At 68.9% G+C, this 11,243-nt stretch carries 11 protein-coding genes, 1 tRNA gene and 1 pseudogene; 6 read left to right on the plus strand and 7 right to left on the minus strand.

All coding sequences use genetic code 11. From position 1 onward, the window contains the following. Nucleotides 1-40: 40 nt before the first annotated feature. The 6 genes and pseudogenes from mlaD to LHP98_RS05120 form a co-directional block, all read right to left on the minus strand. Nucleotides 41-493 (minus strand): annotated as a pseudogene (gene mlaD / locus LHP98_RS05095) (outer membrane lipid asymmetry maintenance protein MlaD); the annotation flags it as partial. Further along, nucleotides 490-864, minus strand: coding sequence for an NADH:ubiquinone oxidoreductase subunit NDUFA12 (locus LHP98_RS05100; RefSeq protein ID WP_227251389.1), 375 nt, complete (start codon nt 862-864; stop codon nt 490-492). The pseudogene mlaD and the gene LHP98_RS05100, both read right to left, overlap by 4 nt. Before the next feature lie 322 nt (nt 865-1,186). After that, complete coding sequence (locus LHP98_RS05105; RefSeq protein ID WP_227251390.1) at nt 1,187-1,570, minus strand: RidA family protein; 384 nt, start codon at nt 1,568-1,570, stop codon at nt 1,187-1,189. 65 nt (nt 1,571-1,635) lie between these two features. After that, complete coding sequence (gene clpX / locus LHP98_RS05110; protein ID WP_227251391.1) at nt 1,636-2,898, minus strand: ATP-dependent Clp protease ATP-binding subunit ClpX; 1,263 nt, start codon at nt 2,896-2,898, stop codon at nt 1,636-1,638. A 102-nt stretch (nt 2,899-3,000) separates the two neighbouring features. Then, entirely contained in the window at nt 3,001-3,633 is a 633-nt protein-coding gene (locus LHP98_RS05115; protein WP_227251392.1) for an ATP-dependent Clp protease proteolytic subunit, read from the minus strand. 181 nt (nt 3,634-3,814) lie between these two features. Further along, entirely contained in the window at nt 3,815-4,423 is a 609-nt protein-coding gene (locus LHP98_RS05120; RefSeq protein ID WP_227251393.1) for a CDP-alcohol phosphatidyltransferase family protein, read from the minus strand. 151 nt (nt 4,424-4,574) lie between these two features. Here LHP98_RS05120 and LHP98_RS05125 point away from each other — a divergent pair, with 151 nt between their 5' ends. The 4 genes from LHP98_RS05125 to LHP98_RS05140 all read left to right on the plus strand — a co-directional run bounded on the left by LHP98_RS05125 (nt 4,575) and on the right by LHP98_RS05140 (nt 8,664). Further along, entirely contained in the window at nt 4,575-5,789 is a 1,215-nt protein-coding gene (locus LHP98_RS05125; RefSeq protein ID WP_227251394.1) for an ABC transporter substrate-binding protein, read from the plus strand. 41 nt (nt 5,790-5,830) lie between these two features. Further along, nucleotides 5,831-7,438 carry an ABC transporter permease gene (locus LHP98_RS05130; protein ID WP_227251563.1) on the plus strand — a complete coding sequence of 536 codons (1,608 nt, stop codon included), beginning with the start codon at nt 5,831-5,833 and terminating at the stop codon, nt 7,436-7,438. Next, nucleotides 7,435-8,061, plus strand: a complete 627-nt coding sequence (locus LHP98_RS05135; RefSeq protein ID WP_227251395.1) for an ATP-binding cassette domain-containing protein — start codon at nt 7,435-7,437, stop codon at nt 8,059-8,061. The genes LHP98_RS05130 and LHP98_RS05135 overlap by 4 nt, the downstream gene beginning before the upstream one ends. A gap of 120 nt (nt 8,062-8,181) precedes the next feature. Then, nucleotides 8,182-8,664 (plus strand): CAP domain-containing protein, encoded by a 483-nt coding sequence (locus LHP98_RS05140; protein WP_227251396.1) that lies wholly within the window; start codon nt 8,182-8,184, stop codon nt 8,662-8,664. Nucleotides 8,665-8,767: 103 nt separating this feature from the next. Here the strand turns inward: LHP98_RS05140 and LHP98_RS05145 are convergent, their stop codons facing one another. Further along, entirely contained in the window at nt 8,768-10,096 is a 1,329-nt protein-coding gene (locus tag LHP98_RS05145; protein WP_227251397.1) for an ATP-binding protein, read from the minus strand. Between the two features lie 15 nt (nt 10,097-10,111). On the opposite strand from LHP98_RS05145, the gene LHP98_RS05150 reads away from it, so the two are divergent. Both LHP98_RS05150 and LHP98_RS05155 read left to right on the plus strand, forming a co-directional pair. Then, entirely contained in the window at nt 10,112-11,023 is a 912-nt protein-coding gene (locus tag LHP98_RS05150; protein WP_413687429.1) for an MBL fold metallo-hydrolase, read from the plus strand. 69 nt (nt 11,024-11,092) lie between these two features. Next, a tRNA-Asn gene (locus LHP98_RS05155) sits at nt 11,093-11,167 on the plus strand. Nucleotides 11,168-11,243 lie beyond the last annotated feature (76 nt).

An 11,243-nucleotide genomic window follows, 5' to 3' on the forward strand; every position in this document is an offset into this window, starting at 1 on the left:
CGCCGGGTTCGGTGGCGGCTGGCGAGGCACCGGCGGCCGGGTCTGCCGACTCGTCGCCGGCGACGAACTTCATCAGCAGCGTGATCAGGCTGACCGCACCCTGGGTGTCCTCGATCTCGGCGCCGGGCGGCAAGGTTTCCACTGCGCCGCCGGGCAGGATTTCGACGAAGTTGCCGCCCAGCAGCCCTTCGGACGAGATCAGGATGGCGCTGTCCTCGGGCAGCAGGATGCCCTCGCTGATGGCGATCTTCGCGTCCGCCATGAAGGTCTGGGGGTTCAGCGTCAGTGCAGTGATGGTGCCGACCTTGACGCCGGCGAGCCGCACGTCCGACCCCACCGTGATCCCCTCGACCGAACGGAAGCTGGCGCTCAGCGGGTAGCTGCCCGCGTCGCGTCCGGTCAGCCCGGTGCCTTGCGCGGCATAGAAGGCGAAGGCGGCGCCCACGGCCAGGACGCCGGCCCCGGCCAGAACCTCGGCGGCCGTGTGGCTCATTCCGGCTGCCAGGCCTCGTAGTCGCGCCGCTGCGCCGGGCTGGTGCGGCGGATCGAGCCCGGCGGCGCATAGGCCGTCTCGCTGCCCGACAGGTTTTCCTGATGCGGCGCTTCCCAGGGCTTGTGGGTCAGCGGCGCCTTGGTCGGCGGCTGATCCCAGGTGTGGTGCAGCCAGCCGTGCCAGTCGGGCGGCACGCGGCTGGCCTCCATCTCGCCGGCATAGATCACCCAGCGCCGCTGGCCATCGCGCGAGGTGTAATAGGCGTTGCCCTGGTCGTCCTCGCCCACCTTGTGGCCATGCCGCGCGGTGAACAGCTGGGTGCCCAGCGTCTGGCTGTTCCACCAGGTGAGCAGGCGCTTGAGGAAGTACATCGGGGCCTCCGTCGTGGTTCTGTTTCCTATGCCGGATTGCAGCGCCAAGGTCCAGCCTTGCAAAGGCGGCGGGCGGTGATCTTGCAGAGCGGCGCGCGGACGCGCACGCCTCGGGCGATGGGGGCGCTGCCCCCAAACCCCCGGGGTATTTTCACCAAGATGAAGCAGCATGGCCTTCATCTTGGCCCAAATACCCCCTGGGGGTGCGGGGGGCGGAGCGCCCCCGCCGGTCCGAGCCGGTTGGCGCGCGTCTTCGCGCGCCAGAGGCGAGACAAGGGGGGTGCGGCCGCCCCTGCGGCCGCTCCGTTTCGAAACCGCCGGATCAGCCGGGCAGGCGGGCGGTGACTTCGATCTCGATCTTGTGGCGGGGGTCGATCAGGCCGGCCTGAATCATGGTTGCCGCCGGCGGGTTGGCACCGAAGGTGGCGGCGAGGATCGGCCAGCAGGCTTCGAAATCGGCGGCCTTGGGCAGGATGTAGTGCACCCGCACGACGTGCGCGAAGCTGCTGCCCGCCTTCTTCAGCGCGGCGCCGATGATCTTCAGCGCCAGTTCACATTGTTCGGTGACGGTCTTCGGGATGGAACCGGTGGCGTGGTCCGTCCCGGTGGTGCCCGAGACGAAGACCCAACCGTCGGCAATCACCACGCGGGCGTAGCCGATCTTCGCCTCCCAGGTCGATCCGGTGGTGATGCGTCGTATGGCCATTGCCGTGCTCCTGAATGTGAAACGCCGCCCGGATGGGGCGGCGTTGCGGTATGGGGGGCCGGGCCTCAGCCCGCCGCCGCGGGTTCCTTCTTCTTGGTCTCGGTGTGCACCAGCAAGGGCTTGGCGCCGTTGTTCACCGCCTCTTCGTTGACCACCACTTCCGAGACGTCCGACATGCCGGGCAGTTCGAACATGGTGTCGAGAAGGATGTCCTCCATGATCGAGCGCAGGCCGCGGGCGCCGGTCTTGCGCTTGATCGCACGCTTGGCGATGGCGACCAGGGCATCCGGGCTGAAGGTCAGCTTGACGCCCTCGATCTCGAACAGGCGCTGGTACTGCTTGACCAGCGCGTTCTTCGGCTCGGTCAGGATGGTGACCAGCGCGGCCTCGTCCAGGTCGGCCAGGGTGGCGATCACCGGCAGGCGGCCGACGAATTCCGGGATCAGGCCGAATTTCAGCAGATCCTCGGGTTCCAGTTCCTTGAACAGCTCGCCCGCGCCACGGGCATCGGGGTCCTTGACCTCGGCCTTGAAGCCGATGCCGCTGCCCTTGTTGCGCTGGGCGATGATCTTTTCCAGGCCGGCAAAGGCGCCGCCGCAGATGAACAGGATGTTCGTCGTGTCGACCTGCAGGAATTCCTGCTGCGGGTGCTTGCGGCCGCCCTGCGGCGGCACCGATGCGACCGTGCCCTCCATGATCTTCAGAAGCGCCTGCTGCACGCCCTCGCCCGAGACGTCGCGGGTGATCGAAGGGTTGTCCGACTTGCGGGTGATCTTGTCGACCTCGTCGATGTAGACGATGCCGCGCTGGGCGCGTTCGACGTTGTATTCGCTGGCCTGCAAAAGCTTGAGGATGATGTTCTCGACATCCTCGCCGACATAGCCGGCCTCGGTCAGGGTGGTGGCGTCGGCCATGGTGAAGGGCACGTCCAGGATGCGCGCCAGGGTCTGGGCCAGCAGCGTCTTGCCGGTGCCGGTGGGGCCGATCAGCAGGATGTTGGATTTCGACAGTTCGATGTCGGTCTTGGACGAATGGTTCAGCCGCTTGTAATGGTTGTGCACGGCGACCGAGAGCACGCGCTTGGCGTGGCTTTGGCCGATGACATAGTCATCGAGCACCTTGCAGATCTCGCGCGGGGTGGGCACGCCATCGGCGGATTTCAGGCCCGTGGTCTTGGTTTCCTCGCGGATGATGTCCATGCACAACTCGACGCATTCGTCGCAGATGAACACCGTCGGGCCCGCAATCAGCTTGCGCACCTCATGCTGGCTTTTGCCGCAGAACGAGCAGTAGAGCGTGTTCTTGCTGTCGCCCGAATTCGTAGCCATTCGTCGCCCTCTGCCCTGTACGCACCGAAAGTCTAGGCCAAGGCCCGGACCTTCACAACGCCAAATCGCCCCCGGCCGGACCGCCCGGCCGGGGGGAATGCCTCACTTTTCCGCGTCGTCGGCCTTGCCGCGATCGGCCAGGATGTCGTCGATCAGGCCCCAGGCCTTGGCATCCTCGGCCGACATGAAGTTGTCGCGCTCAAGCGCGGCTTCGACGACCTCGTAGGTATTGCCGGTGTGGCGCACGTAGATCTCGTTCAGGCGGCGCTTCAGCTTCAGCGTCTCCTGGGCGTGGATCATGATATCGGTGGCCTGGCCCTGATAGCCGCCCGACGGCTGGTGAACCATGATCCGGCTGTTCGGCAGGCTGAAGCGCATGCCCTTTTCGCCGGCGGTCAGCAAGAGGCTGCCCATCGAGGCCGCCTGGCCGATGACCAGGGTGGAAACCTTGGGCCGGATGTATTGCATCGTGTCGTAGATCGACAGGCCCGAGGTCACCACGCCGCCGGGGCTGTTGATGTACATGGCGATTTCCTTGGACGGATTCTCCGCCTCGAGGAACAGCAGTTGCGCGCAGATCAGCGACGACATGCCGTCATGCACCGGGCCGGCCAGGAAGATGATGCGTTCCTTGAGGAGACGCGAGTAGATGTCATAGGCGCGTTCGCCCCGGCTGGTCTGTTCGACCACCATCGGGACGAGCGTGTTCATGTAGGTATCGATCGGATCGCGCATCGGTCCTGCCTCTTCTATCGCCGTCAGGGTTATCGCCGGAACATTTCCAGAGTCTTAGTGGTGCGGTTCGGGGGCTGCAAGGGCGGGGCCGGGAAATGCGACCGCTGCGCGGGTGGCAAGCGGCCGGGGGCGCTGCCCCCGGACCCCCGGAGTATTTGGCAAAGGGCAAATTGCAGGGCGATCAGCGAAAGATCGGGCGGGCGGCCAGAATGCGGGCGGTGGCGGTGATGAGGCAGAGGATGCCGAAAATCCAGGCAGCGGCGGGGAAGGCGGCGGGCCAGAGGCACAGCAGGGCGAAGAAGGCGATGGTCTCCGACCCCTCCAGCAGGCCGGCGGCGTAGTAGAGGGATTTCTCGCCTTGGGCGGTCGATTCCAGGCCGCGCTTTGCGGCCATCGCGGCATAGCCGAGGAACGAGGCGGCGTTGACGTAGAAGGCGGCCAGCAGGAAGGCGGCGGGGATGGCGTTGGTCTCGGGCGCGCGCAGGGCATAGGCCAGCGGAATGGCAGCGTAGAAGGCAAAGTCGCAGGCGATGTCGAGGTAGCCGCCGAAGTCGGTTCTCCGGGTGGCGCGGGCGACGGCACCGTCAAGGCCGTCGGCAAGGCGGCTGAGGGCGATGAAGGCCAGGGCCAGACCGGTGGGGGCGCCCAGCGCCAGCACGAGGGCGGCCAGCAGACCGCAGCCGAGGCCGGCCAGGGTGACCGTGTCTGCCGCCACGCCGCGCGCGGCAAGCGCCGCTCCGGCGCGGTTCAGCGGCGGGTCGATCAGCCGGCGCAGCGGGGCGTCGAGCACGGGTTATCCTTTCGTTACAGGGCCTCGCGCCAAGGTGTTCGGCGGTCACGCCCGCGGGATCGCAGCACATTCCGGTTGCGCTCTGCCCCTTCGCCTTCGTAACCCTTGGGCGAAGGTCCGCCAAGCCGGGCCTGTGACCACGGGAGCTGGAATGAACCGCCGCGCCTTTACCCGCCTGACGCTGGCCACTGCCGTTCTGCCGGCCCTGCCGCGCGCCGCCCGTGCGGTCGAGGAATGGGACGGGATCGTCGATCTGGCCCGCGGGCAGGAAGTCTGGTGGCATGCCTGGGGCGGCGATCCGAAGATCAACGATTTCATCGCCTGGGTGGGTGGGCTGGCGGCGGAACGCTTCGGGATCACCCTCACCCAGGTCAAGATCGCCTCGACAGCGGATTCGGTCGCGGCCGTGCTGGCCGAGCGCGATGCCGGCAAGACGACAGGCGGCGCGGTCGACCTGATCTGGATCAACGGCGAGAACTTCGCGGCGATGAAGCGCGAGGGGCTGCTCTACGGTCCCTTCGCCGAGCGGCTGCCGAACTGGCGGCTGGTTGATGTGGCGGGCAAGCCGGCGGTGGTGACCGATTTCACCCTGCCGACCGAGGGATACGAATCGCCCTGGGCCATGGCGCAACTGGTGTTCGAATACGACAGTGCCCGCCTGCCCGAGCCGCCGCGCAGCATCGCCGCGCTGCAGGACTGGATCCTGGCCAACCCCGGCCGCTTCACCTTTCCCAAGCCGCCCGACTACCTGGGCGTGACCTTCCTCAAGCAGGTGCTCTACGCCACCCTGCCCGACCCCGCGATCCTGCAATCGCCGGTCGATCCCGCCACCTTCGCCGCCACCATCCAGCCGCTGCGCGACTTCCTTGCCAGCGTCGAGCCGGCGCTCTGGCGCGAGGGCCGCGCCTACCCCGACAACGAATCCGCCCTTGGCCAACTCCTGGCCGATGGCGAGATCGACATCGCCTTCGCCTTCAACCCCGGCCGCGCCAGCGCCGAGATCGCCGCCGGCACATTGCCCGACAGCATCCGCACCTTCACCTTGCAGGGTGGCACCATCGGCAATGCCTCGTTCCTGGCGATCCCGTTCAACTCATCCGCGAAGGAAGCCGCGCAAGTCATTGCCAACCTTCTGCTTTCGCCCGAGGTGCAGGCCCGCGCGCAGGACGCCGCAACGCTGGGCTTCCAGACCGTGCTGAACCTCAAGGCGCTGCGCCCCGAGGACCGCGCCCGGTTCGACGCCCTCAGCCTTGGCCCCGCGACCCTGCCGCCGGACCAGCTTGGCCCGGCGCTGCTGGAACCCCATGCCAGCTGGGCCACCGCCCTGGCCGAGGACTGGACCACCCGTTCCGGAACCGGCGATTGATCCAGCCGCTGCGGGCCGCACCGGCCGTCACCCTGGTCTTGATGGCGCTACCCGTGGCGGCGGGGCTGGCGGCAACCCTGGTGCCCGCCGCGGCCCCCGGCGCCCTGGCCGGCCTGCTGGCCTGGCCGGGCCTGCCCCGCGCGGTGACGCTGTCGCTGACCACCGGACTGGCCTCGACCGCGCTGGCGCTGGCGCTGACCCTGCTGATCCTGGCGGCCCTCAGGGGCACACCCGCCTTCCGCCTGCTTGTCCGTCTGCTCTCGCCGCTGCTCTCGGTGCCGCATGCCGCGGCCGCCCTGGGCCTGGCCTTCCTGATCGCGCCCTCGGGCTGGATCGCCCGCGCGCTGTCGCCCTGGGCGACCGGCTGGTCGCAACCGCCCGACCTCATGATCCTGAACGACCCCGCCGGCATCGCCCTGATCCTGGGCCTGACCGCCAAGGAACTGCCGTTCCTGCTGCTGATGGCGCTGTCCGCCCTGCCGCAGACCGACGCGGCCAACCGCATCACCCTGGCCCAGACCCTCGGCTACGGCCGCACCGCCGCCTTCGCGCTGACCGTGCTGCCGGCGCTGTACCGGCAACTCAGACTGCCGGTCTATGCCGTCCTCGCCTATGGCATGACCTCGGTCGAGATGGGGCTGATCCTCGGCCCCGACCTGCCGCCGCCGCTGGCGGTTCAGGTCGCCGACTGGATGACCGAGGCCTCGCTCACCCGCCAGGGCACCGCCGCCGCCGGCGCCGCGCTGCAACTGCTGCTGGTGCTTGCTGCCCTGGCCCTGTGGCGCGGGCTGGAAGCCGCCACCCGCGCCGCGCTGGTCCGCGCCGCCACGGCCGGCCTGCGCCTGCCCGCGCTGGACGCCCCCGCCCGTGCCCTTGCCCTGACGCTGGCCGCGCTGCTGGCCGGCGCCTTGCTGGCCGGGCTTGCCGGGCTTGCGCTGTGGTCCTTCGCCGGATTGTGGAGCTTTCCCGACGCCCTGCCCGAAACCCTGTCCCTCTCGACCTGGACCCGCGCCGCCGCCAGCCTGGCGCAGGCCACCGGCCAGACCCTTTTCCTGGCGCTGTCCAGCGCCGCGCTGGCCCTGGCGCTGACCATCGCCTGCCTTGAGGCCGAACACCGCTTTCGCCTGCGCCCCGCCGCCCCGGCGCTGTGGCTGTTGTGGTTGCCGCTGATCGTGCCGCAGATCACCTTTCTGCCCGGCCTGCACCGGCTGGCCCTGACCCTGGGCCTGCCGCCGTTTCCGGCCACCTTTGCCGCCCACCTTGTCTTCGTGCTGCCCTATGCCTTTCTGTCGCTCGCCCCGGCCTGGCGCGCCTTTGATCCAAGGTTCATCCCCCTGGCCGCCAGCCTTGGCGCCACGCCGACCCGCGCCCTCTGGGCGCTGCGCCTGCCGATCCTGCTGCGCCCGCTGCTCACCGCCTTCGCCGTGGCCTTCGCCGTCTCGGTCGGCCAGTATCTTGCCACGCTGCTGCTGTCCGGCGGCCGCATCGCCACGCTCACGACCGAGGCCGTGGCGCTGTCGTCCGGCGGCAACCGGCGACTGATCGGCGCCTATGCGTTGCTTCAGATGGCGCTGCCGGCGCTGGCCTTCGCGCTGGCGCTGGCCCTGCCCGCGCTATTGTTTCGCAATCGCAAGGGAATGGCGGCATGACGGCCGGGCTGACCCTGGACCACATCCAGATCGACCGCGCCGGCCGGCCGCTGGTGCGCGTCGATGCCCATGTGGCGCCGGGCGAGGTGTTGACGGTCATGGGCCCGTCCGGCTCGGGCAAGTCCACCCTGCTGGCCGCGATCATCGGCAGCCTCGATCCGGCCTTCACCTGCCGTGGGCGGATCTGGCTTGACGGTCGCGATGTCACCGCGCTGCCCACGCGCGAGCGGCGCATCGGTATCCTGTTCCAGGATGCGCTGCTGTTTCCGCATCTCTCGGTCGCCGGGAACCTGGCTTTCGCCCTGCCCCGCGGCGTATCCGACCGCGCCGGCCGCATCGCCGCGGCCCTGGCTCAGGCGGGGCTTGACGGGATCGGTCCGCGCGACCCCGCCACGCTATCGGGCGGCGAGCGCGCGCGGGTGGCGCTGTTGCGCACCCTGTTGGCCGAACCGAAGGCGCTGCTTCTTGATGAACCCTTCTCCCGGCTCGACGCCGATCGGCGGGCGCAGATTCGCGCCTTCACTTTTGACATCGCCCGAGCGAATCACCTTCCGGTTGTGCTTGTCAGTCACGATCCCGACGATGCCAATGTTTCCGGAATGCGCACAATCTCGCCGATCTGACGGAAATGCTCGGCGGATTAACGATGATAACATGAAAATGCCCTGCCTTCTCCCATCGAAGGACGCACAACCATAGCTAATCTGTGCTCATCTGCTCCTTAGTCTGGTCGGGGTATCCGAATGTCGAAATCTCTTCTCGCTGCCGCAGCGCTGTCTGTGGCGGCCATGGCCGCCCTGCCGGCGGCTGCCTGCATCATCCCGGCGAACTCGGGCGCGCTTCAAGCCGAGCTGATTGCCGGCGTGAACGCCGAGCGGGCCCGCAAGGGGCTTGCGCCGCTGAAGCTGAATGCCGCGCTGGACAAGGCGGCGCAGTCGCTGGCCTGCGACAATGCGGCCCGGCTGTCGATCAGCCACGTCTCGACCGATGGCAGCCACCTGCAGCATCGGCTGCGTCAGGTCGGCTACCGCTTCAAGACGGCGACCGAGAATACCGGGCGCGGCTTCGCCACCGCGGCGCGGGCGGTGGACTGGTGGATGCACTCGCCCAAGCACAAGCAGAACATCCTGATGAGCGCGACCCGCGAGATCGGTGTCGGCATCGCGATGAGCCCGGCGCCCGACAGCAAGCTGCACTGGATCATCGACATGGGCCGGTCGAAGTAGGGCCCGGCGCGGGGCAAATCCTAAGACTTCGTTAAAACGCGCCCGCAAGCCATTGATTTTGTTAGCGTGACGGCCTGTCCCATCATGGGACAGGCCGTTTTTCCTACCGCGACAGGGCCAGCGCCAGCTCGGCCCGCAGCCCGCCCAGCCGCGCCGACCGCCCCAGCCGCAAGGCCCCGCCATGGCTCAGCGCCACGTCGGCCGCGATCGACAGGCCCAGCCCCACCCCGCCGCCCCGGTTCGGGTCGCGCTCGGCCTCAAGCCGGGTGAAGGGCCGCAACGCCTCGTCGCGCCGGTCCTCCGGGATGCCCGGTCCGTCGTCCTCGACCGTGAAGACCAGCTCGCCCCGGCGCCGTTCCAGCCCGACCTCGACCCGAGAGCCGTGCCGCAACCCGTTGCCGACCAGGTTCTCCAGCGCCCGCGCCACCGCCTGGGGTCGCATCCGCATCGCCGGCAGCGCGGCGTCCGGCAGGCGCAGGTCCACCCGCCCCCCGCCGCGCACCGCCGCCTCGACCACGCCTGCCGCCAGCGCCGCGGGATCGGTCTCCTCTGCCCCCTCGGTCGCGTCGCCCCGGACGAAAGCCAGGAATTCGTCCACCAGCCGCTCCATCTGCCCCAGGTCAGCCAGCAGGGCGCGGCTCTCCTCGTCCTCGGGCAGCATCGACAGCCCCAGCCGCATCCGCGTCAGCGGCGTGCGCAGGTCATGGCTGACCCCCGACAGCATCAGCGTCCGCTGCTCGATCTGCCGCTCGATCCGCGCCCGCATGTCCAGGAAGGCCTGCCCCGCCGCCCGCACCTCCAGCGCCCCGCGCGGCCGATAGGGCTCTGTCTCCCCGCGCCCGAAAGCCTCGGCCGCCCGCGCCAGCTTGGAAATCGGCCGCAATTGGTTGCGCAGGAAGAAATAGGCTACCACCGTCAACAGGACCGAGGTGAACGCCATCAGCACCAAGAGCTGGTGCGGGTTCGATGCCGACATCCGCCGCCGCGACAGGTCGGCCTCCAGATCGCCGTGCCGGGTGGCAAAGCGCAGCCGCACCGTCCGGTTCGGATCGGTCACATCGGCGGCCAGCAGGCCCGGCAGCCGGGCCGAAAGCGTCTCGATGATCGCCCGGCCCGAAAGGTCGTAGAACGCCCAGGTGTTCTCGGTCGGCGCCAATGGTCCGGCCGGAAAGACCAGCACGATCTCCAACGGCGCGGCAACCCGCGTTGCCTGGGCCAGGGCCTCGGCGGGTGTCGCCCGCGCCTCGAATTCACGCATCACGAAGGCCAGATCGATCGCCACGCCCTGGGTCATCTGCCGGGTCACGCCTTCGAAATGGCGCTGGATGAAGGCGGTGGACACGACCAGCTGGATCGTGACGATGGGCACGATCAGGATCAGGGCGGCGCGTCCGTACAGGCTGCGCGGCAAGAACCGCTTGAGCTGGAACATGGGGGAAGGCTAGCCATGGCCGGGCCGGAAGAAAAGAGTGCTGAGGTGTCGCTGCCGCCGGGCCTGCGCGCAGTGACCGCCGGCAACGCCTCGCCCATGACCGGCCCCGGCACGACGACCTACGTTCTGGGCAAGGGCAGCGTGGCCGTGATCGATCCCGGCCCCGACGATCCGCGGCATCTCCGGGCGATTCTGGCCGCTCTGGCGCCAGGAGAATCGGTCGCAGCGATTCTGGTGACGCATCCCCACCTGGACCATTCCGCCCTTGCTCCGCAGCTGCGACAGGCCACGGGGGCACAGGTCCTGGGCTTTGGCCCGCCTGGCAGCGGCCACAGCCCGCTGATGCGTCGCCTGGCCAAAGCCGGGTTGACCGGCGGCGGCGAGGGCGTCGACCCCGGCTTCGCCCCCGACCGCTGCCTGAGCGAGGGAGAAACGGTCGACGGTCCGGGCTGGAGCCTGCGCGTGCTGCATACCCCCGGTCACATGGCCGAGCATCTGTGCTTCGCCTGGGGACGGATGCTGTTCACCGGCGATCTGGTGATGGGTTGGGCACCCAGCCTGGTCTCGCCGCCAGACGGCGACATGGGGGCCTATTTGGCCAGCCTGTCCCGCATTGCCCAGCAGGACTGGCAGATGCTTCTGCCCACCCACGGCCCGCCGGTCACCGACCCGGCCCGCCGCATTGCCGAGCTGACCGCCCACCGCAAGGGCCGCGAGGCCCAGGTGCTGAAGGCGCTCGACCGCGGGGCAACGACGCTGCCCGAGATCGTGGCCGTCGTCTACCACGATCTCTCACCCGCCCTGCAGCCGGCGGCTGCCCGCAATGCCCTGGCCCATCTGATTGATCTTGCAGAAAGAAATCTGGTGGTCGCCGAGCCGGCACCGCTGCCCGCCGCACGGTTCCGACCGCGCCGCCCGGCGCCCTGATCCGGCACCGAATTCCGCCCTTTTGCCCCTTGCCGCCCGCAGGACCGCTTGCTATACGGCCCCCCGTGTTCCGGCGTAGCTCAGCGGTAGAGCAGTTGACTGTTAATCAATTGGTCGTAGGTTCGATCCCTACCGCCGGAGCCAATATATCTTGCCCGCCCCTACGCAACGCGGGCAAGATGATGGTTATCTCCCAATAAAATCATAGCACTACCTCAGG

The organism is Rhodobacter sp. Har01, from assembly GCF_020564565.1.
Taxonomy (GTDB): domain Bacteria; phylum Pseudomonadota; class Alphaproteobacteria; order Rhodobacterales; family Rhodobacteraceae; genus Pseudogemmobacter.

Excerpts from the sequence above, each read along its gene's own strand:
- LHP98_RS05125 (WP_227251394.1), top strand. The coding sequence starts at position 4,575 with ATGAACCGCCGCGCCTTTACCCGCCTGACGCTGGCCACTGCCGTTCTG.
- LHP98_RS05140 (WP_227251396.1), top strand. The coding sequence starts at position 8,182 with ATGTCGAAATCTCTTCTCGCTGCCGCAGCGCTGTCTGTGGCGGCCATG.
- LHP98_RS05130 (WP_227251563.1), top strand. The coding sequence starts at position 5,831 with ATGGCGCTACCCGTGGCGGCGGGGCTGGCGGCAACCCTGGTGCCCGCC.
- LHP98_RS05150 (WP_413687429.1), top strand. The coding sequence starts at position 10,112 with ATGGCCGGGCCGGAAGAAAAGAGTGCTGAGGTGTCGCTGCCGCCGGGC.
- LHP98_RS05105 (WP_227251390.1), bottom strand. The coding sequence starts at position 1,570 with ATGGCCATACGACGCATCACCACCGGATCGACCTGGGAGGCGAAGATC.
- LHP98_RS05115 (WP_227251392.1), bottom strand. The coding sequence starts at position 3,633 with ATGCGCGATCCGATCGATACCTACATGAACACGCTCGTCCCGATGGTG.
- LHP98_RS05100 (WP_227251389.1), bottom strand. The coding sequence starts at position 864 with ATGTACTTCCTCAAGCGCCTGCTCACCTGGTGGAACAGCCAGACGCTG.
- clpX (WP_227251391.1), bottom strand. The coding sequence starts at position 2,898 with ATGGCTACGAATTCGGGCGACAGCAAGAACACGCTCTACTGCTCGTTC.
- LHP98_RS05135 (WP_227251395.1), top strand. The coding sequence starts at position 7,435 with ATGACGGCCGGGCTGACCCTGGACCACATCCAGATCGACCGCGCCGGC.
- LHP98_RS05145 (WP_227251397.1), bottom strand. The coding sequence starts at position 10,096 with ATGTTCCAGCTCAAGCGGTTCTTGCCGCGCAGCCTGTACGGACGCGCC.